Source organism: Henriciella pelagia, from assembly GCF_002088945.1.
In the GTDB taxonomy this organism is placed as follows: domain Bacteria; phylum Pseudomonadota; class Alphaproteobacteria; order Caulobacterales; family Hyphomonadaceae; genus Henriciella; species Henriciella pelagia.
Window position 1 is genome coordinate 63,070 of record NZ_NCSU01000007.1, and the last position, 22,944, is coordinate 86,013.

Annotated in this window: 25 protein-coding genes; 15 read left to right on the forward strand and 10 right to left on the reverse strand. The window is 60.1% G+C overall.

The annotated features are described in order from the left end of the window. Nucleotides 1-2 precede the first annotated feature (2 nt). From flgG to B8746_RS02875, 5 genes are read right to left on the reverse strand one after another with little or no spacing between them, the layout of a single operon-like run. Nucleotides 3-788 (reverse strand): flagellar basal-body rod protein FlgG, encoded by a 786-nt coding sequence (flgG, locus tag B8746_RS02855; RefSeq protein WP_084391734.1) that lies wholly within the window; start codon nt 786-788, stop codon nt 3-5. A 28-nt stretch (nt 789-816) separates the two neighbouring features. Beyond that, nucleotides 817-1,530, reverse strand: coding sequence for a flagellar hook-basal body complex protein (locus tag B8746_RS02860; RefSeq protein WP_084391735.1), 714 nt, complete (start codon nt 1,528-1,530; stop codon nt 817-819). Continuing rightward, complete coding sequence (locus tag B8746_RS02865; protein ID WP_143434510.1) at nt 1,530-3,344, reverse strand: hypothetical protein; 1,815 nt, start codon at nt 3,342-3,344, stop codon at nt 1,530-1,532. Before B8746_RS02865 ends, B8746_RS02860 begins: the two co-directional genes overlap by 1 nt. Further along, the gene (gene motA, locus B8746_RS02870) at nt 3,341-4,207 is read right to left on the reverse strand and encodes a flagellar motor stator protein MotA (RefSeq protein WP_084391737.1); all 867 of its coding nucleotides are present in this window, start codon (nt 4,205-4,207) and stop codon (nt 3,341-3,343) included. The genes B8746_RS02865 and motA overlap by 4 nt, the downstream gene beginning before the upstream one ends. 46 nt (nt 4,208-4,253) lie before the next feature. Then, nucleotides 4,254-5,186, reverse strand: coding sequence for a FliM/FliN family flagellar motor switch protein (locus tag B8746_RS02875; protein WP_084391738.1), 933 nt, complete (start codon nt 5,184-5,186; stop codon nt 4,254-4,256). 159 nt (nt 5,187-5,345) lie between these two features. Here B8746_RS02875 and B8746_RS02880 point away from each other — a divergent pair, with 159 nt between their 5' ends. The 5 genes from B8746_RS02880 (at nt 5,346) to B8746_RS02900 (ending at nt 11,122) form a co-directional block, all read left to right on the forward strand. Then, nucleotides 5,346-6,176 (forward strand): flagellar motor protein MotB, encoded by an 831-nt coding sequence (locus tag B8746_RS02880; protein ID WP_084391739.1) that lies wholly within the window; start codon nt 5,346-5,348, stop codon nt 6,174-6,176. A gap of 63 nt (nt 6,177-6,239) precedes the next feature. Next, nucleotides 6,240-7,544, forward strand: coding sequence for a flagellar hook protein FlgE (locus tag B8746_RS02885; protein ID WP_095380821.1), 1,305 nt, complete (start codon nt 6,240-6,242; stop codon nt 7,542-7,544). 30 nt (nt 7,545-7,574) lie between these two features. After that, nucleotides 7,575-9,023 carry a flagellar hook-associated protein FlgK gene (gene flgK / locus B8746_RS02890; RefSeq protein WP_084391740.1) on the forward strand — a complete coding sequence of 483 codons (1,449 nt, stop codon included), beginning with the start codon at nt 7,575-7,577 and terminating at the stop codon, nt 9,021-9,023. Nucleotide 9,024: 1 nt separating this feature from the next. Further along, nucleotides 9,025-10,005 (forward strand): flagellin, encoded by a 981-nt coding sequence (locus B8746_RS02895; protein ID WP_084391741.1) that lies wholly within the window; start codon nt 9,025-9,027, stop codon nt 10,003-10,005. Nucleotides 10,006-10,009: 4 nt separating this feature from the next. Next, nucleotides 10,010-11,122 carry a flagellar basal body P-ring protein FlgI gene (locus tag B8746_RS02900; protein ID WP_084391742.1) on the forward strand — a complete coding sequence of 371 codons (1,113 nt, stop codon included), beginning with the start codon at nt 10,010-10,012 and terminating at the stop codon, nt 11,120-11,122. Between the two features lie 61 nt (nt 11,123-11,183). Here B8746_RS02900 and B8746_RS02905 read toward each other — a convergent pair whose 3' ends face one another. From B8746_RS02905 to fliF, 5 genes are read right to left on the reverse strand one after another with little or no spacing between them, the layout of a single operon-like run. Next, the gene (locus B8746_RS02905) at nt 11,184-12,296 is read right to left on the reverse strand and encodes a FliG C-terminal domain-containing protein (protein WP_084391743.1); all 1,113 of its coding nucleotides are present in this window, start codon (nt 12,294-12,296) and stop codon (nt 11,184-11,186) included. Further along, nucleotides 12,293-13,081, reverse strand: coding sequence for a flagellar type III secretion system pore protein FliP (gene fliP, locus B8746_RS02910; RefSeq protein ID WP_084393096.1), 789 nt, complete (start codon nt 13,079-13,081; stop codon nt 12,293-12,295). The genes B8746_RS02905 and fliP overlap by 4 nt, the downstream gene beginning before the upstream one ends. Further along, a complete protein-coding gene (locus B8746_RS02915; protein ID WP_084391744.1) occupies nt 13,062-13,388 on the reverse strand; it encodes a FliM/FliN family flagellar motor switch protein in 327 nt (108 codons plus the stop codon). Before B8746_RS02915 ends, fliP begins: the two co-directional genes overlap by 20 nt. Further along, nucleotides 13,388-13,954, reverse strand: coding sequence for a hypothetical protein (locus B8746_RS02920; protein ID WP_084391745.1), 567 nt, complete (start codon nt 13,952-13,954; stop codon nt 13,388-13,390). The genes B8746_RS02915 and B8746_RS02920 overlap by 1 nt, the downstream gene beginning before the upstream one ends. After that, the gene (fliF, locus tag B8746_RS02925) at nt 13,947-15,467 is read right to left on the reverse strand and encodes a flagellar basal-body MS-ring/collar protein FliF (protein WP_084391746.1); all 1,521 of its coding nucleotides are present in this window, start codon (nt 15,465-15,467) and stop codon (nt 13,947-13,949) included. Before fliF ends, B8746_RS02920 begins: the two co-directional genes overlap by 8 nt. Nucleotides 15,468-15,598: 131 nt before the next feature. Here fliF and B8746_RS02930 point away from each other — a divergent pair, with 131 nt between their 5' ends. The 10 genes from B8746_RS02930 (at nt 15,599) to B8746_RS02975 (ending at nt 22,768) form a co-directional block, all read left to right on the forward strand. Next, nucleotides 15,599-16,102 carry a flagellar basal body-associated FliL family protein gene (locus tag B8746_RS02930; protein WP_084391747.1) on the forward strand — a complete coding sequence of 168 codons (504 nt, stop codon included), beginning with the start codon at nt 15,599-15,601 and terminating at the stop codon, nt 16,100-16,102. Beyond that, nucleotides 16,099-16,605: a DUF6468 domain-containing protein gene (locus tag B8746_RS02935; RefSeq protein WP_084391748.1), complete on the forward strand. Its 507-nt coding sequence runs from the start codon at nt 16,099-16,101 to the stop codon at nt 16,603-16,605. The genes B8746_RS02930 and B8746_RS02935 overlap by 4 nt, the downstream gene beginning before the upstream one ends. A 2-nt stretch (nt 16,606-16,607) precedes the next feature. Beyond that, nucleotides 16,608-17,237, forward strand: coding sequence for a MotE family protein (locus B8746_RS02940; RefSeq protein WP_084391749.1), 630 nt, complete (start codon nt 16,608-16,610; stop codon nt 17,235-17,237). A gap of 79 nt (nt 17,238-17,316) precedes the next feature. After that, nucleotides 17,317-17,931, forward strand: a complete 615-nt coding sequence (locus B8746_RS02945; RefSeq protein ID WP_084393097.1) for a ribonuclease D — start codon at nt 17,317-17,319, stop codon at nt 17,929-17,931. An 89-nt stretch (nt 17,932-18,020) separates the two neighbouring features. Further along, nucleotides 18,021-18,731 carry an LPS export ABC transporter periplasmic protein LptC gene (gene lptC / locus B8746_RS02950; protein WP_084391750.1) on the forward strand — a complete coding sequence of 237 codons (711 nt, stop codon included), beginning with the start codon at nt 18,021-18,023 and terminating at the stop codon, nt 18,729-18,731. Next, nucleotides 18,721-19,239: an LptA/OstA family protein gene (locus B8746_RS02955; protein WP_233123882.1), complete on the forward strand. Its 519-nt coding sequence runs from the start codon at nt 18,721-18,723 to the stop codon at nt 19,237-19,239. Before lptC ends, B8746_RS02955 begins: the two co-directional genes overlap by 11 nt. Before the next feature lie 85 nt (nt 19,240-19,324). Beyond that, nucleotides 19,325-20,059 (forward strand): LPS export ABC transporter ATP-binding protein, encoded by a 735-nt coding sequence (gene lptB, locus B8746_RS02960; protein ID WP_084391752.1) that lies wholly within the window; start codon nt 19,325-19,327, stop codon nt 20,057-20,059. 5 nt (nt 20,060-20,064) lie between these two features. Next, complete coding sequence (rpoN, locus tag B8746_RS02965; protein ID WP_084391753.1) at nt 20,065-21,576, forward strand: RNA polymerase factor sigma-54; 1,512 nt, start codon at nt 20,065-20,067, stop codon at nt 21,574-21,576. Nucleotides 21,577-21,684: 108 nt separating this feature from the next. Beyond that, complete coding sequence (gene hpf, locus B8746_RS02970) at nt 21,685-22,278, forward strand: ribosome hibernation-promoting factor, HPF/YfiA family (protein WP_084391754.1); 594 nt, start codon at nt 21,685-21,687, stop codon at nt 22,276-22,278. 16 nt (nt 22,279-22,294) lie between these two features. Then, nucleotides 22,295-22,768, forward strand: coding sequence for a PTS sugar transporter subunit IIA (locus B8746_RS02975; RefSeq protein ID WP_084391755.1), 474 nt, complete (start codon nt 22,295-22,297; stop codon nt 22,766-22,768). The last annotated feature ends 176 nt before the right edge of the window (nt 22,769-22,944 follow it).

Consider the following 22,944-nt stretch of genomic DNA (forward strand, 5'->3'; position numbering starts at 1 on the left):
GATCAGCGCAGCCTCGTCGTCGCGGCGAGCATTTCGTCAGCTGCCGTGATGACCTTGGAGTTCAGCTCATAGCCGCGCTGGGCCTCGATGAGTTCGGAAATTTCCTGCACCACATCGACGCCGGACTCCTCAAGATAGCCCTGACGGATCTGGCCAACGCCTTCGGTGGCCGGAACGAGCCGGTTTGGCGCGCCGGAGGCTTCGGTCTCGCGGAAGAGGTTGTCCCCCATCGCCTCAAGGCCCTTCTCATTGACGAAGCGGACGAGAGAGATGTTACCGATGGGCTGGCCGGCGGCTTCGTTGTCGAAATAGGCGACGACTTCGCCATCCGGGCTGATCGAGACGCGGCGGGCATCCTCCGGGATGACAATGCCGTCGGTAAGCTCATAGCCATCCTTGGTCACAAGCTGGCCGTCGGCGCTGCGGTTGAGGTTGCCGTCCCGGGTGTAGGCGGACTCACCGGAAGGAAGCGTGATTTCCAGGAAGCCGGCGCCGTCAATGGCCAGGTCGAGCTCTGCGCCCGTCTGGCGCAGCGCACCCTGCGTGATCTCCATGGAGACCGAGGCAGGCTTTACACCCGTGCCCATCTGGACACCGGCTGGAACGATCGTCCCCGTCTGCGATGTGATTGTGCCGGGCGTCATGTATTGCTGGTACATGAGGTCTGCGAACTCGGCCGTGCGGGGCCGGTAAGCATTGGTGCTCATATTGGCAATGTTGTTCGAGATGACATCGACGCGCAATTGTTGCGCGGCCATGCCGGTGGCTGCAATCTGCAGTGACTTCATAGGGTCCTCCCTTTAATCACATCCAGTGTTAGAGTTGGCGCAAGGTACTGATAAATTTCTCTATTCTTTCGTCTTCGCGTTCGATGAGGGCCTGGCCAGCCTCATAGGCACGCTGCACTTCGATCATGCGCGCAACCTCAAGCACCGGCTCGACATTGGACTGTTCGAGCGCGCCCTGAACGACGCGTGGCTCTTCGGCCTGGGCGAAGCCATCCCTGGTGCTGAACATGGTATTGCTCTCGCGCATCAGCTGCCCGTTCGGAACGACCACGCCGACCTGATCGACAATCAGGCCGTCGGCGGAGATTGTGCCATCACCTGCGATCGAGACGATGCGTGCGTCTTCGGGAATGGTGATCCCGCCGCCGCCCGCATTGAGGACCTTGTTGCCCGCGCTGTCGATCAGTTCACTCTGCTCGTTGAGCTGGAAATGACCGGCGCGGCTCAGCATCTGGCCCTGCGGTGTCTCGACGAGGAAATAGCCCTCGCCCTGGATAGCGAGGTCGAACTTGCCGCCCGTGAACCGCAGGCCGCCCTGCTCCAGGTCAAAGGCGTGTCCGGCGAGCCCGCCCATGGACAGTTCCGGCATGTTCTGGCCGGCCTGGGCCACGAACTCGGCAAAAATGGCGCGGTCGGACTTGTATCCGGTCGTGCTGGAGTTTGCGAGATTGTTCGCGACGACCTGCATCTCGTTCATGAGGCCGGTCTGTCTTGCGAGGGCGGCGTAAATGGCATTGGACATCAGCGCATCTCCATTGAACTGGCCTGAAGCGAAGCTCCGACGCGTGTGAGGCTGCCCGGAACATCAGCAAGCGCCACGCGGGGCGGCTGTTCGCTGGCGCTGGCGAGCGCCTTGCGGGCGGTCATGATCTGGTTGAGGGTTGTCTCCCCACCTTCTCCCCCGGCATCGCGGGCGCGCTGGTAGAAGATGTCGGGTACGATGTGGTGACCGCTTGCGGCATCGGTTTCGACGAGCAGGAGGGCGAAATCCGGATCCGCCGGCAGACGGTCCGACAGCGCCGCGAACCGCGCTGCATCGCCGCTGCGGACAGCGTCGAGCGCGGCGAGGCGAGTGATCTGTTCAATGCCCGTATTCTGAAGGGCGAGAGCTTCGAGCTGTTTGCCGTCAGCGAGCCGGTAGGCAAGCTCAGCCTGTGCGATGGCGAGTTGGTCGTCGGAGTCCAGCTTGGCCGAGAGCTTTGCGGACATGGATTTCAGGCCAAGATGGGCAGCAAGGGCAGCGGCCTCGCCCAGTCTGGCCTCGAGATCTTCGTGGCCATCAAGCAAGTCTTCGCCGTTCAGCAGCGCGTCCATGCCGCGGATGTTCCAGAGCTTCTTCGTGCTGGCGAGATCAGCTGCGACAAGGTTGGCATAGTGGTCTGCGAGGCGAGCCTGCGCCTCAGGCGACTGTGCTGCCGGAACCGATGCCAGCTGTAGCGTCATCCCGTAATCAGCAGCGCGATTGAGATCGCGCAGAAGCACATCCAGGCTGGCTTCGACCGGAATGTCTTCTGGCAGCTGGCCATAATCGTCGACGAGGCGCGTCACCAGTTCGGTTTCGTATTCGGCATCGATATCCAGCCCTGCGCGTCGCAGCGCCGCGCCGGCTTCGTCGCGATAGGAGAGCCTATTGAAATAGTCGCGCATGACCTGCTCCGATCCGGGGGTCGCACGCGAGAAATCGTACAGCGCCTTCACGAATTTGAGCCGTGAGTAATACTCGATCTCATCCTTGCTGAAGGTGGCCAGCAGCTTCTCGATGAGCGTTGCTTCCTTCATGCGAACAAGGGCCGGTATGGCGAGCCCGGCATAGTTCACGCGCAGGCGAAGCGGCATGTGGCGGAATGAACTGAGCTGCGTCGACAGGATCTGCGCCCCGGAAGGGTCGCCGGCGCGAAGCCGGGCAAGGGCGAGCCAGATGCGGGCCTCCTCATCGCAGTCGGCGAGATCGGAAAAATAGGATATGTTCGGGAATGACCGCGCTTCCATCAGCCAGGCGAATTCGCGCAGCGCCGTCGACGTCCGGTCGGCCTTGCCAACCAGCTGCATGCGCGCTTCCTCATTCATGCCGAGAACGAGGTAGGCCTTGGCGAGCAGCGTTCTCGAAGTGTCTGTGTCTTCCGCTCCGAGCACACCTCGCCAGCTCATCAGGTCGGAATAGGTGCTGAGCTCCCTGAAGTCGGAGAAATCGTAGGCAGAGGTGACCGCGCAACCGGTCTGCACCTCTGCACCCTGGCGCGGCCGTAGCGAAACCTGTTGCGGTACAGACGCTTCTTCAGGCGCGGCCAGCTGCGCAGATGGCGGTGCGGCCTGCGGTGTGGATGGCGGTGCGGCCTGCGGTGTGGATGGCATGGCCGGGCCCGTGCCGACAGGCGAAGAGCGTTTCAGGAGCCCTTGGTCAATCGCTTCCTGCACGAAACTGTCAAGCTGCGCCGGCAGCCGGTCCATCTCGTCGTTCACTACCCCCTGAACGCCTTGAGACGGCTGCTCTGCAGCAGCCGTCTGCGCCAGCGGAATTGCAAGCGCGAAGAGACATATGGGCAGTCTGTGTGTCACGCGGCCTGTTTCAGCCCTTTCAGCGCCTGCTCGATTTCGTTGAAGGATGGACGCACCCGCGCGGGAGCGTGGCGGCGGGCCACCTCTACGCAGATGTTGACCGGGTTCTTGTGAAGGTTCGACACCAGCACTTCGCCGATCATCGAGTAAAAGAAATGCTCTTCCATGCGGATCGCCTTGACGCGGGCGGCGAAGGGGCCAACGACGCCATAGGCAAGGAACACGCCGAGGAAGGTTCCGACGAGCGCGCCGCCAATCATGCCACCAAGGATTTCAGGTGGCTTGTCGATCGACGCCATGGTCTTGATCACGCCGAGCACAGCCGCGACGATGCCAAGCGCCGGAAGTGCGTCGGCCATGTTCTGCAGGGCGTGCGAACCGTGCAATTTCTCTTCCTGCAGACTTTCAAGGTGCTTTTCGAGCAGTTCTTCGACCTGGTGAACATTGTCGAAGTTCATAAGCATCGAACGGATCGTGTCGCAGATCATCTCAACCGCGTCGTGATCCTTGAGGATTTTCGGATAGCGTTGGAAGATCGCTGACTGCTGCGGGTCTTCAATATGGACCTCGATGTCGACCGGGTTCTGGCGCAGCACGTTGAGCAGTTCGGACATCAGGCAAAGAAGGTCCTGATAGTCGGATTTCTTCCACTTCGCGCCGGTGAACGCGGCGACGACATCGCCCATCGTATGCTTGACCGTGTTGAAATCGTTGGCGGCGAGCAGCGCGCCGATGGCCGCACCACCAATCATCATGCCCTCGAAAGGCAGGGCGTGCATGATGATTTCCATGTGACCGCCGGCCAGCAGGTAGCCGCCAAACACCATGGCAACAGTGACGATCAGACCAAGAATTGCATTCACTTATTTCCTCCTTCGCGCCCCTCAGCGCAGACCCCGTCAAGCCAGATCAAATCTCGGCAATCTCCTGGGCAAAACTTTCCAGAACTGGTGAGGTCAGCTTTAGAGCACGCTTGCCTTTCCAAGTGCCTAACTCAGCCTGGCTGATCGCGACGCTTCCATGCATGGTCTCTGCACAAAGCGAGAGAATGCCCGGCTCCACATCGGGAAGCGGGATCACCTGTCCAACCTCGAAACGGGAGCAGTCGGCCAGGCTGAGCGACAGGCGCTCCAGCACGGCATCCAGCTTGATGGTCGACGTGCGCATCTGCTTGCGCAGATTTGCCTGCCCTGCCGGGTCGGCGGCCGCCTTTCCCGTCGAGGCTTTTTCATGCATCAGACCGGCATGGCGCGTCAGAGAGGCGGCCTCGTAGAACAGGTGAAGTTCCGGGAATTCTTCTCCGCCTTCGAGCAGCCAGCCATCCTCTTCGCCCTCCTCGGCGAAGGCGAGGACGACCTTGATCAGCTTTTCCTGGGGGTCGAAACTGTCAGGAAGGCTTGCCGGATCGACCACGGAAAAATCTGCAGGCAAGTCCGGACCGACCGGAATCGCCTTGGCAAGTTCCTTCCAGAGCGTGCGCGCGGGATGATCACACATCAGGCGCAGGAAGAGGCGAGGCGACTGCGAGAGTGTGTCGCTGGCCTGCTTCAGCTTGATGGCGGCGTACCGTCTGGCTGTCGAACTGTCGAGCGCGACGGCACGCAGGCCAGTGGTCGAGTATGGTAAACAGATATAGCCGAAACGTTCAGACATCTGCTCTTCGGCTTCCTTTCCGTTGAGCGGCGTCTTCTGGATAACCTGCGCTGCCAGGTCGTGTTCAAAGATTACCTTCGCCCACTTTTCCCCGACCGCTTCCAGCGATGCCCAGAGCGGCTCGCACTGCTGCAGCACCGGGGAAATCCCACCGGCCGAACGGATTTTCTGGAGGAGGACAGAAGACAAACGAAACCTGCAGATACATTAACCAATTCTCCGGTTAACTTCTGGATAGATTTGGTAAACGAAGCGTTATTGGAACCGCTGGAATTACGCGGCCCATCTACAGTCTTGCTTGGGAAGCTTCTGCTATACCGACCGCTGAAATCGAATTGCGAGCAGGTCATGGCAGAAAAGCCAGCAGGGGTGACTCACGTCACCATTATCAAGCGAAAGAAGGTCGTGAAGGCTGACGGACACCATGGCGGTGCCTGGAAAGTCGCTTATGCGGACTTCGTGACAGCCATGATGGCATTCTTCCTCCTCATGTGGCTGCTCAATGCCACCACGGAAGAACAGCGCAAAGGTATTGCCGACTATTTCAACCCGACCATTCCGGTCAGCCGTATCTCCGGCGGCGGGTCTGATGGACTGAATGGCAGCTCGATCTTCACCGAGGAAACCTACGCTCAGATGGGCACCGGCGCGACGCGCGAGAAATCTGTCGACGCAAACCCCAAGAAGAAAAAGATGGATGACGAACAGATCGCGTCTGATCTGAAGAATTTGCGTGAGGAGCTCAGCCAGGAGCCGATGCAGCTGTCCGAGCACCTGATGGTGAAGATGACGTCGGAAGGCATCGTGCTGGAAATCATCGATTCCGAAAGCCGCCCGCTCTTTGAACTTGGCCAGAGTGAGCCGACGCCACTGCTCATCAATCTGCTTGATCGAATTTCCGGGTCGCTGAACACGTTCGACAACGACCTGAAAATTGTCGGACATACAGACAACCGTCCGTATCGCGGCAATGGGTCGTATGATAACTGGAACCTGTCGGCTGACCGCGCCAATACGGCCCGCCAGCTCCTGGTTGGCGACGGCCTGGTCACGGGCCGCCTGCGCGAAGTGTCCGGCCGCGCCGACACCGATCCACTGGTCAAGGAGAATCCGGGCGCGGCCCAGAACCGCCGGATCTCAATCACCATCGTCACGAACGCGGATTCCCCAGCCACTTAAGGGTTATCCGCTTATTAAGGAATCGACTCCACTTTCAGAGAAATCTGACAAAGGAGTTGTCCAGTGACTATATCATCATCCCTGAATGCAGGTGTGATGGGGTTGAATTCCAACGCCACCCGCCTGTCTACCATTTCCGACAATATCGCGAATTCATCGACATATGGTTACAAGCGTAGCCAGGTGGAATTCGCCAGCATGGTGCTTGAGCAGAAGTCATCGGCCTACTCCGCCGGCGGTGTTCGCGTCAGCACATTCAAGGATATTGCGGCAACGGGATCGTTGATCTCCACGGGCAACGCCACGGACATGGCTGTTGCAGGCCGCGGTCTGCTCCCTGTCACCGACGGCTCCGGCATTGGTGCACTCGCCTCCGAGCGCGAATTGATGCTGACACCCACCGGGTCCTTCTACGCCGACTCCAATGGCAACCTGCGCACGCAGAGCGGCCTCTATCTCCTGGGCTTCCCAGCCGACGGTGACGGCAATGTTGGAAATGTCAGCCGCAATAGCGGCATCAGCCTCGAACCAGTGAACATCTCTGCGTCACAATATACAGCCTCCCCGACGGAGCAGATTGAACTCGGCATCAACCTGCCAGTCGACGCAACCGAGTCCGATGGCACGGGCGATATCTATCCGCTGCCGATTGAATATTTCGACAATCTTGGCCGCGCCCACACGCTGACGCTCGAATTCTCTCCGGTGATCCCAGGTTCCGGCTATTCGAATAACTGGACTGTTGAAATCTTCGACAGCGCCGGAAACCCTGCGGCATCGATCGGCGATCTCGACATCACGTTTGACGACACTACCGCGAATGGTGGCCGGATTGCCAGCGTGACCGCCACGAACGGCGCGACCTACAATGCCGCTACCGGCCAGGTCACGCTGAACCTGCCGCACGGCAATGTCGATCTCTTCATTGGCCGCCCGGGCGACAGCGCCGGCATCACGCAGCTTTCGGCACCTTTCTCGCCAACGGCCGTGGCCAAGGACGGCGCCCCGATTGGCGACCTCCAGTCTGTTGAAATCGACGAGTCAGGCTTCCTGCAGGCCATCTATAATACCGGCTTCCGCCGGACCCTGTACCAGATCCCGGTCGGAGACGTGCCAAACGCGAACGGGCTGAAGGCACTCGACGCGCAAGCCTATGCGGTCTCCGCCGAAAGCGGCAACCTGTATTTCTGGGATGCCGGGACCGGCCCGGTCGGAACGGTATCCGGCTACTCGCTGATGGAATCCACAACGGATATCGCATCGGAGCTGACGGATCTCATCGAGACCCAGCGCGCATATTCCTCGAACGCGAAGATTGTCCAGACTGTGGACGAGATGCTTCAGGAAACCACCAACCTCAAACGGTAAGAAGCGGCCAGTTGAAAGGGCCTCACTTCCTTGAGCCTCACTCACGCCATAAACGCAGCCCGATCCGGCCTTCAGACCACAAGTCTGAGGGCCGATATCACGGCCATGAATGTCGCCAACGCATCCACGCCGGGCTATGTCCGGCGTTCTGTTGTTATGGCCGAAACCCTGGTCGGCGGCACCACCGCCGGCTCGCATATCGGCGGGATTACCCGCTCCGCAGATTCCGCGCTGACCAATCAGCGCATGTCGCTGTCCAGCGACCTGGCACAGGCCAGCGTCATGTCCTCGACCTGGCAGGCGCTCTCTTCCCGTCTTGGCGATTCCACTGACGGTGTCGGGCTTTTCAGCCTCCTCTCGGACTTTGAGTCGGCGCTTTCGACAGCCGCCACGACTCCGGAGTCCCCGGCAAATGCCTCCGCCGTCATTGACGCTGCCAAGGCAATTGCCCGCGAATTCAACGATCTCTCGCGCTATGTCCAGAACCAGCGAGCCGAAGCCGACCTCGAAATCGCCAATGGCGTTCAGACGGTGAATGACGCCATCAACAAGGTTCATGCGCTCAATGTGAAGCTCGGCTCGGTCGACCGCACATCCAGCGAAGCGGCTGCGCTGATGGATGAACGCCAGCGCGCCATAGATTCCATCGCCGAATACCTGCCTGTCGAGGCCGTCGACCGTCCGAATGGTGCAGTCGACCTCGTCACGCGCGAAGGCGTGTACCTGATTGTCGGGACACCGCGGCAGATCGAATTCACGCCGTCCAATGCGTTCGGGCCGAACCAGACGCTCGCAGGCGGACACCTATCCGGCATCAGCGTGGATGGCGTTGACCTGACCCCTGGCAGCGCGACTTATTCAGCCGTCTCCAGCGGCCTGCTCAGTGCTCTGTTCACGCTGCGCGACACCGATCTTCCCAAGGTTTCCAACCAGCTCGACACGGTCGCGAACGATCTTGTCACGCGCCTCTCTGACGATTCGATCGACCCGACCAAGACGCCCGGTGAATTTGGCCTCTTCGTCGATCCCAATCCGGCGGCCGGGGCCGGTATCGCCGGACGGATCCGGGTCAATGCGCTGGTCGATCCCACGCAGGGTGGGGAGCTGTCACGGCTTCGTGACGGGCTGGAAGCGGCAACGCCCGGACCAACTGGAAACAATGCCATTCTGTCAGCGCTCTATGACGCTGTGACGGCGACCAATGCGATCAACTCGAACGGGCTTCAGGGCATGTTTTCGGTCGCCGATCTTGCCGCCAACCTTTCATCCCAGACCGGCCAGATGCGGGTCAGCAAGGAGACGATCCTCACCTCCACATCCGCGCAGCATTCCATCATGCTCGACGCTGAACTGTCGAAGACAGGCGTGGATATTGACGAGCAGATGCAGCAGCTGCTGCTCATCGAACAGGCCTATTCCGCGAATGCAAGGGTGATCGAGGTCGCCAACCTGATGCTGCAGCGGCTGATGGAGATCTGACATGATCCGTAACACCCTTCCCATGAGCCTGATGATCGGCAAACTCCAGCAGAACGTCACCGACCTGAAGGCGCAGATGCAGACAACTTCGACAGAAGCGGTGACCGGCCGCGTGGCTGACGTGACCAAGCACCTGAACGGGCGTATTGGGCAGGCCATGCTCAGCCAGAAGGCGCTTGATGACCTGCAGGCCGAAAAGAGCCAGATCCAGTTGCGTCAGAGCCGGCTCGACGTCATGCAGAACAGCCTCGGCAGCATACAATCCGGCGCGGATGGCCTGTCGACGAGAATGCTGGACGCGGTCGGCTTTTCGAGCGATGTCGACCTTGCCAATATTGCGCGCGACGCCGAAATCGAGCTCGGCAACATGCTCACGCGCCTGAATGCCCGTCATGGCGAGCGCTACCTGTTTGCAGGCGATGCGACATCCACTCCGCCTTTCAGCGGGACGAGCCAGCTCATTGCCGATATCGAGGCGCTCGCCGCCGGTGCGACTGATGCAGCAGACTTTGAAGCCCAGCTCGACGCCTATTTCACTGACCCGGCCGGTGGCTGGCAGCAGACCATCTTCCGGGGCACCGCAACTGCGTCCGACAGGGAGGCAAGAACGGCCGTGGACCCGGCCCTGACCGAACTTGTACGCGGGCTGGCGGTCATGGTGATCAGCGCTCCGGGCGGAGCAATCGAGGCCCTGCCGGACGCCAACGAAGCGCGCCTGTCAGCCGCCCGGACAGTGGCCGCTGGTCAGACAGCCCTTACAAATATGCGGTCTGAGATCGGCCTTGACCAGAAACGCCTCGCCGACCGGCTGACCGATCTTGGCCGGGAGAACACAATTCTCACGGAAACTTTCAATCAGATGACGGCGCGCGACCAGTATGACGCGGCGGCCGAACTCAAGGTCCTTGAGGCCAATCTTGAGACCTCCTACGCGCTGACCGCGCGGCTTTCCAATCTCTCGCTCCTGAATTTCCTGAGGTAGCCCGATGAAACTTTTCGCATGGCTGATTGCACTCGCCAGTCTCGCCGTCACGACGCTTCCGGCTCCTGTGGCCGACGCCCAGACGCGAATTCGCGACATTGTCGATGTGGAGGGCGTGCGGCAGAACGATCTTATCGGCTATGGTATCGTGGTGGGCCTCAATGGTACGGGCGACACAGTCCGCAACTCGCCCTTCACCGAAGATTCGCTCACTTACATGCTGGAACGCCTCGGCGTGAACGTACAGGGTGAAGACATCAAGCCGGACAATGTCGCGGCTGTCCTGGTCACCGCCACCCTGCCCGCTTTTGCACGCAATGGCTCTTCGCTGGATGTCTCGGTTGCCTCCATTGGCGATGCGGAAAGCCTGGAGGGCGGAACGCTGATCCTGACGCCACTGAAAGGCGCTGACAACGAGGTCTACGCGGTCGCACAAGGCAGCATCGTCGTCTCTGGCATTGACGTGCAGGCCCAGGGCGCACGTGAGCGCCGCGGAACGCCGACCACCGGTGCCATTCCAAACGGCGCGCGGGTCGAGCGCGAGATCGGCTATGATTTCAACCAGCGCCAGTCGCTGACGCTCGCCCTGAGGGACCCCGACTTCACGACCGCGGCACGGATTGAAGACACGATCAATGATGCGTTCGGTGCCCCCGTCGCCTTCATGCGCGACCCGGGCACAGTGGATCTTGACCTGCGCGTCTTTGACAGCTCTCCGGCGCGCGTGCTCGCCAATATCGAGAACCTGCCGATCCAGGTCGCCGTTCCGGCGCGTATCGTGATCGATGAGCAGTCCGGCACCATCGTGCTCGGCGAAGATGTTACCATCTCGAAGGTCGCGATTGCGCAAGGCAATATCTCGATCAAGGTTGTCGAAACGCCGGTGGTGTCACAGCCGAATCCGTTCTCCGATGGCGAGTCGATTGTCCTGCCACGCTCGCAGATCTCGATTGGCCAGACCGGCAGCAACAGAATCGCGACCCTGAATCCGAATGTGACCCTGTCGCAGCTCATTGCCGGCCTGAATGCGCTGGGCGTGAGCCCACAGGAAATGGCCGATATCATTCGCACCATGAAGACGGCAGGCGCGATCCATGCGGACCTGATCGTGCGCTGACGCTCAGCAGTTCAGTTGCGGAGAAAAAGGCAAGGCGAGGAGAGTCCTCGCCGTTTCCTCATCAGCCCTCGGCCACTGATTTTTCCATCGTAATGGCACCGCGGCGCTTCAAGGACATGAGAGCGGTCAGGAATTCGCGCTGACAGGTCTCTACATCGGCGACCGGCTTGCGATTGGGATCAGCCACAGCTTCGCGGAACTGGTCAGCAAGGCGCGAGGAAATATTGCTGAGCAGATAGTCCGCGACAGGCTGTAGCGGCCCAGTAAGAGTTGAAAGAACGGGTACCACCCCCTCTTCCCCAAGCTCCCGGAAGACGACCGGGACCGAATTGCGCGGCAGCATGTCCGGCAGGCCGTCAATCGTGAAGAGGACCTTCTCAATGCTCTCCAGCTTACCCTCATGCTGGGTCTTGAGGAAAGCCAGGAGGCGGTCGCGTTTGGCACCAGGGATAAGGCTCAGGATTTCGCCAACAGCCTCAAGGTTCCCGCCGCCAGCATCCTCATCCTCGCCATCACTGACATTCAGGAATTCAAGTTCGACCATTCGGGCGATCGCGGCGTCGATCTCCGGGTCGGGCCGCTCGATCTCGACAAGAAATCCGATGGTGGGATCGAGCGTCTCTTCAGACAGGTTGCTGACGACTTCGGAGGCGACAGACACGTCAAGCTTGTGCAGGATCAGCGCAGCAATGTTTGGTGTGAGGCCATCGAGATAATCAGCGATCGCAGACGGATCCTTCTGTTCCAGCCTGCCCCAGATATCGCTGTCATCAATGACCGGCTTTTCCTCATGGGTGATTGCCTTGCCGCCGCCAAACACCTGGTCGAGACGGTTTTCATCCAGCAAAGTCGAGACGATTTCGCGGGCGCGGGCCTTGCCACCCCGGAAAGCACCACTGGACTGGCGAAGGTGCTGCAGGAAGTCCATGACAATCTCGGCAAGTTCATCGCGTTCCAGATACTGGACAGTTTCGAGGCCGGCTGCGATGCGCGTCATGGCAGCATCATCGAGCTTTTCCACGATCGGCCGTGCCGCTGCTTCGCCAAGAACTGCAATGATCACCGCAGCGCGCTGGGAAGGCGTGATCGAGTTCACGACAGGAGAATTGCTCTGCGCCCGCGGCTTCAGGCGCGTGACATTGGAAGCGGGCTGTTTGGGAACGCTACTGCTCATCCGGCATATCCTCTGATGAGGGCTTCAGTGATTTTCAGCCATCCATCGGCCAGCACGAAGAAGCCAACCTTGAATGGGAGAGAGACGACCGTGGGCGGCACCATCATCATGCCAACCGCCATCAGGACGGAGGCAACGACGAGGTCGATCACGAGAAAGGGCAGGAAGATGACGAAGCCGATCTGGAAGGCCTGCTTGATTTCCGACAGCATGAACGCCGTCGAAAGCAGGGAGAAGGACGGCTCCTCGCCTGCAGCGACAGGGCGGTTGAGGGCATCGCCGAGCACAGGAACGGTTTCAGGGTCGACCCGAAGGCTCATGAACTCCCGGAAGGGCGCGGTTGTGCCGGTCCAGGCCGCCTGCTCGTCAATTGTGCCCTGCGTGTAGGGACCGAGGCCATTGGCCCAGGCCTCGGAGAAGGTCGGCTCCATGATGAAGAAGGTCAGGAACATGGCGAGCGCCATGATCATCATGTTTGGCGGGGCCTGCTGCACGCCGAGCGCCTGACGCACGAACGAGAACACAATGACCATGAAGGGCAGGCAGGTAACCATCATGGCGAGACCGGGCACGAGGCTCAGCACTGTCACCGTCAGGAACAGGATGATGACAGAACCGCTGAGGCCGCCGCCTTCGCCCGGCTGACCAAGCAGTCCGTTCAGGGCATTTCCGGCAGCATCTGCCGGGGCTTCCTGCGCGCTCGCTATCATCCCGAGTGCCAGGGCAAGGACAAGCAGGCAGGCCCAGCGCAGACAGGTCGCGTGGCTAGGAGCCAGTCGCGTCATCGGCATCTTCCGCGATTTCGGTGATCTTCACGCCAATGCCGCCCTCTTCGGTCTCGATCAGCTCACCCTTTGCGATGAGCTTGTCGTCGACCATGAGACTGACGGGGTCTTCAATCTTGGTGTTCAGCGCGACGATGGATTCCGGCGCAAGTTGCAGCACTTCCGTAACACTCATGCGGCGCTGGCCAATCGACACGGTCAGCGTAACCGGCACGCCGTAAATCGCGCGGCGGAACTGGTTCTCGGCAGACGGGTCACGGCGTTCGATCGCGTCAGGACTGGCTTGTGCAGGTTCCGGATTGGCCATCAGGATGGAGCTCCCATTGCTTCGTGCGTTGTGTCGATGTGTTTGAGGCAGGATTCAAGCAGACCTTCGAAATCGAAGGTGAGGCCGCCGGATTTCCATGACACGTCTACTCTATCGCCTTTTGGCGACGGGGCCGGATTCAGAGAGCAGACGCCGGCGAGGCGCTCGGACTTCTGGATCACGGCCTGAAGCCGCTCTGCAAGCTCAGGCTCTGCCGTGATGACGACTTCGACCGCGCTCGGCGGGATGAGCTTCTGGAGGTGAAGGACGATCTCGTCGGCGAGGAAGCGCTTCGAGAGCTCCGGAAACAACCGCGATGCCATGGCAATGATGGTTTCGCTGGTCTGCCGGCGCGCATCGGCTTCAACGGCGGTAATCTTGTCGGCGAGCGAATTGAGCGTTGCTTCAACGGCTGTCATCTGGCGTTTGAAGCTGGCTTCCTTGGCCTCAGATTCCTGAGCAAGGCTTTCGGCTTCCCGGGCCTTCCGGGTCATCAGGCGGCCCGCTTGCCGGCCTTCTGCCAGCGCGTCAAAACTGGGCAAATTGGCGAAGATGGTGTCACTCATTTACCGCCCCCTTCATGTCCTCTTCGAGCCATGACTGGAGAAGCGCCGCCGTGTCGTCCTGACGCTCCTTGGTGTAATCGGAGAGATAATGGAACGGGTCTGGCTGCGCTGGGCCGCCAATGGCCAGCGTGTCGTTACCGGGCGCCTGCATGGCCGCAGGCTGGGCTGGCTTCGGGCTCAGCAATGGGCGCACCACGCCGAGGGCCAGTACAATCACGACAATGCCGAGCAGGATGGCCTGCAGTCCGGACCAGAAATAATTGGAGATCAGCGTCTCAACCATGCTCGGCGCGGTGATCAACTCCTGCACGGGTGGTGCCTGGAACGGCATGAGTTCGACCGTCAGCGAGTCGCCGCGGGTCTGGTCCAGTCCAGCGCCCGTCAGGATGAGATTTTCAAAATTCGAGATGACCTGCCGCGAGGCCGCTTCAATATCGCCTGTTCCGTCCGTGATGCCAAGCGCGTCCCGGTTTAGCAGGACAGCCACCGAGATACGCTGGATGTCCCCCGGCAGCATTTCGACTTCGGTGCGCTTTTCGTTGAACTCATAGGCGACGCTTTCGGTCGAATTCTTCAGCGTGCTGGAATTGCCGGCCCCTTCTCCAGCCGCCTGCGGCAGATTGCTGGACGCGCTGATCGCGCCACCATTCGCGGCAGAGCTGGTCTCACTCACATCATTGCTGGTGCGGCTGCGGATAACGCGGGACTGCGGATCGATGGTCTTTTCCGAGATGACCTGACGCTGACGGTTCACGTCAACGCTGACGGACACGCGGGCATTGCCCGGACCGACACGCGCCTCGAGGAGACGCATGATCTTCTGCTCAAGCGCCATGGATTCCGAATTCGCCACGACAGACGGCATTTCCATCTTGTCGACATTCGGTCCGGCAAGAAGGCCCTTTTCAGGATCGATGACCGCGACATCCTCAGGCTTCAGCCCGGAAATGGCGAGCGCGACCATGTACTGGATCGCCTCAGCCTGGTCAGCGGTGAGATGGTGGGAGGTAGTCAGGGTGACGGATGCTGTCTGGGCCGGGGCCGAGCGCGAGAAGCCTGAGCGAAGGCTTGCGCCGATATGGACACGGGCCGAGGACACACCGGGGACGGCGAGAATGGTCCGCGTCAGTTCCCCTTCCTTGGCGCGCCAGTATGCAGCATTGTACATCTCCGACGTCACCGAGAAGCCGTTCACATCGTCCAGCAGTTCATAACCCTGGACGGACTGTTTCGGCAGGCCCTGGCGGGCGAGATCAAAGCGGACTTCATCGCGCTTGCTTTGCGGGATGAAAATCGCCTCGCCGCGGATTTCATAGTCGATACCGCGCTGCTCCAGCTCGTCGATAATTTCGCCGGCATAGCTCGCCTGCAGCCCGGAATAGAGAAGTGCTTTCGGCTCAGTGACAGCGCCGCGAATGAGAAAATTCATCGTGAACACAACCGCGAGAACAGCAACACCGAGAGCCACCTGCCGTCCCAAAGACAGTGACTTTATTGTATCCAGAAACTTCATGGTTTATTCCGCCCCCCATCATCTTGTCCCAAATCCGGAATGATTAATATCTCGGCCGAAATCGTTAACGCTTCCTTTACTGAGAAGTTACAAAAGCAGACGCATAGATTGATTATAGAGACGAGCGGCACATGCCGGAAGAAACCGCAATCACTGACACAGCGCCCGCGGAAAAATCTGGCGGAAACATCGTAAATTGGGCCATTCTGGCAGTGGTTTCCGCTGCCTGCTCATTCGCTGTTGTTTTCTTCATGTCGCCGCCCGTGACGGCCGAATCACCGGTGTGCACGGTGGCGACGAGCAGCCCGCCCAAGGGCACGCCGCTTGCCGCTCCCGATCAGGAATATGTCGAGCTTGAAGAACTGCTGGTAACCATTGGCAATGAGCCAGCGACCCGCTTTGTGAAAATCCACACCTCCATTGTTACCAAGAAAGGCAATGGCGAGGCGATCAAGAAGGCCGAACCCATGCTCGCAGACGCCTTCATCACCTATTTGCGGTCAGTTGAGCTCAGCGATTTCGAAACGACCAGCTTCTACCCTCGCATGCGCGAACAGCTCGCGCAGCGCGCAGAACTCGTTCTCGGTGATGACGTCTCGCGGGGCGTCCTGATTACGGAGTTTCTGTTGAGATGATTGAACAGCTCGCCATACAGCCGACCGATATCGCACTCTTCCTGGTCTCGTTTGCGGCCTGCGTCTACTGCATCATTCTCAGCCGCCGACTGAAGACATTGCAGGATACACGCGACGGACTCGGCGCAACAATCATGGCCATGAACAAGTCGGTCGCGGCAGTCTCTTCGGCCACACGCGAAACCCGCGTGCAGGCTGGCGAACTCACCGACAGGCTCGCCCAGATGATGAGGGAAGCGGACAAGTCCTGCCAGCGCCTCAGCGCGCTCCAGGCTTCGGTCGAAGCGTCCGAGGGCAATCTTGGTCGCAAGGCCGACGCTGTGAAGTCCGAGGTCACTTCGGAAATGAAACTGATCCTGCAGCGGTCCCGCGAGGAAATGCGCGAGATGAAGCAGTTGCTGCAGGAGCTGAAGGCACAGAAGAGCCGGCTGTCGGCGGCCGACCGCGATGCGGACTTCCTGTTCGAAGATGACATTATGCCCGCAGCAGGCGGCAGGAGGTAGACATGGCTGGCGCTGGAACCCGAACGCATGTCCTGATCACGCTCGGCGTCCTGTTTACCATTGGCGGCCTGACGCGCGTGCTGCCAAGCACACTCGCGGCTGCCGAAGAGACAGCGGCAGACGAGCACGCCTCGGACGCTGAGCCTCACGGCGAGATTGTGCCGGCCTCCTATTCCATGCCGGATGACAGCACGCCTGCCGAAGAGCAGATCTGCCTGACTGGCGCCGCGGCGGAAGCTCTTGCCAGCGACCAGGAAGCGCTGGCGGCGCGGGCAGATGCGCTGCGCGAGCAGGAACTGGCCCTTCGCAGTCGCTCGCAGGAACTTGACCGCCAGGCCGCAGAGCTTGCGGCGCTGAAGACGACAATTGATGACCGCTGGAAGTCGATGGCGACGAGCGCCGACAATGACATCCAGCATCTCGCTCAGATGTATTCCGCGATGAAACCGGATCAGGCCGCCGGCATCTTCAACCAGATGGACCCCGGCTTTGCAGCAGGGTTCCTGCGCCTGATGCCGTCTGATCAGGCGGGTCTCATCCTTGCCGGCATGCAGGCCGACAAGGCCTATATTGTCAGCGTGAAGCTCGCCAGCAAGAACGGCGACATACGCTCTGCCTCGACACCGCAATAAGCGGGCGGCGCATACGAAGCGGCGAAACTGTTGCACGCTGACAATTGCGTATTAACGCCAAGGCAGTATGCCCGATGGCATGAACAATATCACTCTGCATAGGGGCGACCTGCCCGCCAGTGTCCGCTTCGGCAAGGAGATTGCCGTCGACACTGAAGCCATGGGGCTCAACCTTCAGCGCGATGCCTTGTGCGTGGTGCAGCTGTCTGCAGGCGACGGGACGGCGCATGTCATCCAGCTGGATCGCAGCTTCAACTGCCCGAACCTCAAGGCCCTGATGGCAGACACGTCGAAGCTGAAAATCTTTCATTTCGCCCGCTTCGACGTGGCGATGATGAAACACTGGCTGGGCATCGATTGCGCGCCGATCTGGTGCACCAAGATCGCCTCCAAGCTGTGCCGCACCTACACTGACCGGCATGGGCTCAAGGATGTATCGCGGGAGATTGCCGGCGTGGACATGTCCAAGGCGCAGCAATCGACGGACTGGGGCGCCGCCGAGCTGACGGACGCCCAGCTGCAATACTGCGCCAATGACGTCCTGCACCTGCACGAGATCAAGGCGGGTCTTGAAGCCATGCTGAAGCGCGAAGGCCGCATGGAACTGGCACAGGCCTGTTTCGATTTCCTGCCGGTACGGGCCGAGCTCGACCTGCAAGGCTGGCCGGAAACCGACATCTTTGCGCACAGCTAGAGCAGCTTGCAAACAGCCCAGCCAGCTCACGTCAAAGTCATGCAGTGGGCGCTATCAAATAGCCGCAATCTGTCTATAAATTCAAAAGCATGGATGTGACCGCCGAAACCGAAAAGGCCCTGAGCCTGTGGGAGCCGAAACGCCAGATGACGCTTGAGCAGGCGCGTCGGCGTTCGTCGATGGTGGCGCTGATGCGGCTGGTGTTCACCGCGTGCGCGGCGATCGCTGCAGGCATCATGGTGGGCCACCTTGCCGCGAATGCGGTCACACGGTCTCCCGGCTCGATCGAGAAGCTGTCGGGCGACGAAGTCGTTACCATGGTCAATCCGCGTTTCACGGGCCGCGACATTGCCGGCCGGTCGTTCGTGATTACGGCCAGCACCGCGCAGAGACGGCGCGGCGGCGGAGAGCAGATCGACCTGTCCAATCCCAAGATGGTCAGCGAAGATGGAACGGTCGTGACGGCCCCGGCCGGCCTCTACAACCAGGACGACCAGACCCTCGCCCTCTATGAAGATGTGCGCCTGGTAAATGCCAAAGGGTATGAGTTCGCCTCGACCTCGGCGAGAATGTTTGTGGAGGAAGGCCGGGTCGAAGGCATTGACCCGTTGAACGGAACAGGGCCTCTTGGCGATGTGCGATCTGACTCTTATGAGATCGTCGATGAGGGGGACAGAGTCCTGCTGAGCGGGCGCGTCCAGATGACCATCTTCCCGGGTGGTCGTGAAACGACGGACGAAACGACAGAAACCAGTCCCGGCAGCGATGCCAGTGATGAGGAGCGTGGTGGTGAAGAATAGAGTAATTGCGGCGATGGCCGCATTGGCAGCCGTCGCAACGCCTGCCGCAATCGCCCAGGTTTCCGGAGACGGTGGCCCGATCAAGGTCAATGCAGACAAGAGCGAGGTGCTGGAGCGCCAGCGCAAAGTCGTGCTCATCGACAATGTCGACATCATGCAGGGCACGGCGCGGCTGCGCGCCAATCGCGTCACCATTAACTATGCCGGGTCCGGCGAAACCCAGACGAACGGCCTCACCGGCTTTGGGGATATCGAATCCATGGAAGCGGTTGGCGAGGTCTTTTATGTGACGCCGGAACTCAAGGCGACCGGCGACAAGGGCGTTTACCTTGCCGCCACCGATACGATCACGCTTTCAGGAAATGTCGTCCTCATCCGAGGGGAAGACGTCGCCACAGGCCAGAATCTTGTGATGAACCTTGAAGAAGGCCGCACGGTACTTGATGGCGGCTCAGGTCAGGTCCAGATGAATATTAATCCGAACCAGTCTGGAAACGGATCAAATTAATCAGGCCGGTCTAAACGGATATTAAGTCTATTGCCCTAGCTCTCATGGCGGGCGGCGCACATTGCGCTAATGGGAGGACCACAGGATGACGGATACGGCCAGCGGCCTTATTGTGACCGGACTTGCCAAGTCTTTTGGCAAGCGCCAGGTCGTGAAAGACGTCTCCCTGTCTCTCCAGCGCGGCGAAGTTGTTGGTCTGCTTGGTCCCAATGGGGCCGGCAAGACAACCTGCTTCTACATGATCATGGGGCTGATCGGGGCTGATGCCGGTTCGATTTCGATCGACGGCGCTGATGTCACGCATCTTCCCATGTACCAGCGTGCCCGCCTGGGTGTCGGCTATCTTCCGCAGGAGGCCTCGATCTTTCGGGGCATGAGCGTGGAAGAGAACATCCTGTCGGTCGTCGAACTTGTCGAAAAGGACAAGGCGGCGCAGATGGCGGAAGTCGACGCCCTTCTGGATGAGTTGCACATCACGCACCTGCGCAAGCAGTCTGCGACGTCTCTATCGGGTGGTGAACGCCGCCGCGTCGAGATTGCCCGTGCCCTCGCCTCCAGACCGAGTTTCATGCTTCTGGACGAACCGTTTACCGGTATCGACCCCCTCGCCGTTTCGGATATTTCCGATCTGGTCGGTTACCTGAAGCAGCGCGGCCTTGGCGTGCTGATTACGGACCACCAGGTGCGCGAGACGCTCCAGATCGTTGATAGGGCATCCATCATCTATGATGGCGGCACGCTGTTCGAAGGCGCGCCTGAGGAAGTGCTCACCAACGAGGATGTGCGTCGGGTCTATCTGGGCGAACGGTTCGCTGCGTAACGACTATGGCCATTTCACAACGCCTCGACATGCGCCAGGGCCAGTCCCTGGTGATGACCCCGCAATTGCAGCAGGCGATCAAGCTCCTGCAACTGTCCAATATCGAACTCGCAGAGTTCGTCGAAGCCGAGATCGAGCGCAACCCGCTGCTTGAGCGCGGCGAAGCTGGCGACCGCGAAGACTATTCCGCCGAAGAGATCCAGCCGACCTCGAAACGCGAGGAGCTGACCCTGGACGACTCGTCTGCGCTGAATGAGGCGCGCGAGGCGATGGATGCTTCGAAAGACGACCTCTATGAGAGCGGCACAAATTCCGACAGTGGCCAGACGGCCAATGAGATGTCCGGTCCATCCGCCAAGACCGACTGGTCGCAAGCCGGCAGTGGTGGCAGTTTTTCCAGCGACGATTTCGATTTCGAAGGCTCGCTCAGCTCTGAAAAATCCCTGCACGAACACCTTCATGATCAGCTGAAAATGTCTGGCCTGTCCCAGGCTGACCAGCTTATCGGTTCCCGCCTCGTCGATGAGACGGACGATGCTGGGTATTGCAAGGTCGATATCGACGAAGTCGCCACTGCTCTCGGCGCAGATCCGGCCAATGTGGAAGCTGTGCTGGAGGTCTGCCAGGGCTTCGAGCCGACCGGCGTCATGGCGCGCACGATTGAGGAATGCCTGGCCCTGCAGCTGAAGGAACGTGACCGTTTCGACCCGGCCATGCAGGCCTTGCTGGAGAATCTCGATCTTGTCGCCAAGGTCGACATCAAGGCCCTGTGCGACGTCTGCGGCGTCGACAAGGAAGACGTTACCGACATGATGTCGGAGCTCCGCACGCTGACACCGCGCCCCGGCGCGGCCTTTTCGAGCGGCCCATCCATCGCGGTCGCCCCGGATGTCTTTGTACGCGAAATGCCGAACGGAATGTTCGCGGTCGAACTGAATTCCGACACGCTGCCGAAGGTGCTGATGGACAAGGCCTATTATGCCGAAGTCTCGACGCTTCCGATGCGCGAGAAGGAAAAGGAATTCATCACCGAGTGCGCCCAGAACGCCTCCTGGCTGATCAAGTCTCTCGACCAGCGGGCCCGCACCATCCTGAAAGTCGCGAGCGAGATTGTGCGCCAGCAGGACGCCTTCTTCGCGCATGGCGTGGCGCATCTTCGCCCGCTCAATCTCAAACAGGTCGCCGACGCCATCGAGATGCACGAATCGACCGTCAGCCGCGTGACGTCCAATAAATATATGGGCACCCCACGCGGCCTGTTCGAACTGAAATATTTCTTCTCTGCCTCCATTCCAGGGACGGGTGGCGGTGAGGCACACTCGGCTGAAGCGGTGCGCTATCGCATCAAACAGCTGGTCGATGATGAGGGCGAGCAGGTCCTGTCGGATGACCAGATCGTCGAAATCCTCACGGAATTCGGTATCGAGATTGCACGACGGACCGTGGCGAAATATCGTGAAAGCCTTGGCATTCCGTCCAGCGTGCAACGCCGGCGGAAACTCAAAGCCAGTGCATGAGCCCCTGCTGACGGGACATTGACTCCCCCAGCTGTGATTTTTAGGACGCCGCGGTCTCGCTTTCCGAAATCGGGGCGTTATAGTAGCTTCTCGTAAACGGAGAGTTCCGTGCAAATACAAATCGCAGGACGTAAAATGGATCTGGGCGATGCGCTTCGCAGCCGCATCGAGACAGGTCTTGAAGCCGCAGTAACCAAATATTTCGACCGCGAGTTCGACGGCCATGTGACGGTCAGTCCGAACGGCCACGAAACCGAGATTGACTGCAACATCCACCTGCCGTCTGGCATTATCCTTCAGTCCAGTGGCAGAGCGAGCGACCCCTACGTCGCGCTGGAAGAAGCGCTCGACAAGATCGAGAAACGCGTTCGCCGCTACAAGCGCCGCCTGAAGGATCACCACAAGAATGGGCGCGACCCGTTTCCGAGCGAGCCAGCAGCTGCCTTTGTGCTCAAGGGTGCTGGCGAGGACGATGCCGGTGAAGATACAGGCGAACTGGGCGAAGCGCCCGTAATCGTGGCAGAATCTGCTTCACAAATTCGCACAATGACAGTCTCCGAGGCGGTTCTCCAGCTTGAGCTTGCCGATTCACCTGCTCTTATGTTTCGTAATGCCAAACATGCGGGGCTGAACATGGTCTATCGACGGCCAGACGGAAACATAGGCTGGGTCGACCCGGCAATTGATAGCAAAACCTCCTGAAGAAACCTGGCGAGCCATGGCAACTGATCTGACCAGCCTTCTCGGAGAAGGCGTAATCCTCGATCCTGTATCCGCAGACACACGCAAACAGGCGATGACAACACTCGCAGCAGCACTGGCAGAGCGCACGGGCCTCGATGCGCGAGACATTTTCGACGCCGTGATGGAGAGAGAGCGCCTCGGCTCGACGGGCGTCGGCGAAGGTGTCGCCATTCCACATGCCAGGATTGAGAAACTTCCGCAACCGATTGGCGGGTTTGTGCGCCTGCAAAAGGGTGTCGATTTCGACGCTGTCGATGATCGCCCCTGCGACCTTATCTTCATGCTGATCGCGCCGGTCGGTTCAGGCGCGGACCATCTGCGAGCCCTGGCTCAGGTGAGCCGCACACTGCGCCAGCCAGACCTGCGCGACGCGCTCCGCAAGGCCGACACCGCGGCCCAGATGCGCACCATCCTCTGCCCGGAAGCGGCAAACGCGTCAGTAGCCTGATATCAGCGGACCTGACCGCGTCGGTGGAGGCCCTGCGCAGCTGAAACTGATCGCCCCGCCTCGATCCGGAGCATGTGGCTCCAGAGAAAATTCCGATTGCATCTGAAGGCGACGGGCCGTTCGTCATCTGAGCGGCGCCGAAAATGCGTTTGGTGGTCTCCAGTCCTGAGCTGCGC

Excerpts from the sequence above, each read along its gene's own strand:
- flgG (WP_084391734.1), bottom strand. The coding sequence starts at position 788 with ATGAAGTCACTGCAGATTGCAGCCACCGGCATGGCCGCGCAACAATTG.
- fliP (WP_084393096.1), bottom strand. The coding sequence starts at position 13,081 with ATGACGCGACTGGCTCCTAGCCACGCGACCTGTCTGCGCTGGGCCTGC.
- rpoN (WP_084391753.1), top strand. The coding sequence starts at position 20,065 with ATGGCCATTTCACAACGCCTCGACATGCGCCAGGGCCAGTCCCTGGTG.
- B8746_RS02900 (WP_084391742.1), top strand. The coding sequence starts at position 10,010 with ATGAAACTTTTCGCATGGCTGATTGCACTCGCCAGTCTCGCCGTCACG.
- B8746_RS02860 (WP_084391735.1), bottom strand. The coding sequence starts at position 1,530 with ATGTCCAATGCCATTTACGCCGCCCTCGCAAGACAGACCGGCCTCATG.
- B8746_RS02920 (WP_084391745.1), bottom strand. The coding sequence starts at position 13,954 with ATGAGTGACACCATCTTCGCCAATTTGCCCAGTTTTGACGCGCTGGCA.
- B8746_RS02915 (WP_084391744.1), bottom strand. The coding sequence starts at position 13,388 with ATGGCCAATCCGGAACCTGCACAAGCCAGTCCTGACGCGATCGAACGC.
- fliF (WP_084391746.1), bottom strand. The coding sequence starts at position 15,467 with ATGAAGTTTCTGGATACAATAAAGTCACTGTCTTTGGGACGGCAGGTG.
- B8746_RS02935 (WP_084391748.1), top strand. The coding sequence starts at position 16,099 with ATGATTGAACAGCTCGCCATACAGCCGACCGATATCGCACTCTTCCTG.
- B8746_RS02930 (WP_084391747.1), top strand. The coding sequence starts at position 15,599 with ATGCCGGAAGAAACCGCAATCACTGACACAGCGCCCGCGGAAAAATCT.
- lptB (WP_084391752.1), top strand. The coding sequence starts at position 19,325 with ATGACGGATACGGCCAGCGGCCTTATTGTGACCGGACTTGCCAAGTCT.
- B8746_RS02975 (WP_084391755.1), top strand. The coding sequence starts at position 22,295 with ATGGCAACTGATCTGACCAGCCTTCTCGGAGAAGGCGTAATCCTCGAT.
- B8746_RS02895 (WP_084391741.1), top strand. The coding sequence starts at position 9,025 with ATGATCCGTAACACCCTTCCCATGAGCCTGATGATCGGCAAACTCCAG.
- B8746_RS02945 (WP_084393097.1), top strand. The coding sequence starts at position 17,317 with ATGAACAATATCACTCTGCATAGGGGCGACCTGCCCGCCAGTGTCCGC.
- B8746_RS02880 (WP_084391739.1), top strand. The coding sequence starts at position 5,346 with ATGGCAGAAAAGCCAGCAGGGGTGACTCACGTCACCATTATCAAGCGA.
- lptC (WP_084391750.1), top strand. The coding sequence starts at position 18,021 with ATGGATGTGACCGCCGAAACCGAAAAGGCCCTGAGCCTGTGGGAGCCG.
- B8746_RS02905 (WP_084391743.1), bottom strand. The coding sequence starts at position 12,296 with ATGAGCAGTAGCGTTCCCAAACAGCCCGCTTCCAATGTCACGCGCCTG.
- B8746_RS02940 (WP_084391749.1), top strand. The coding sequence starts at position 16,608 with ATGGCTGGCGCTGGAACCCGAACGCATGTCCTGATCACGCTCGGCGTC.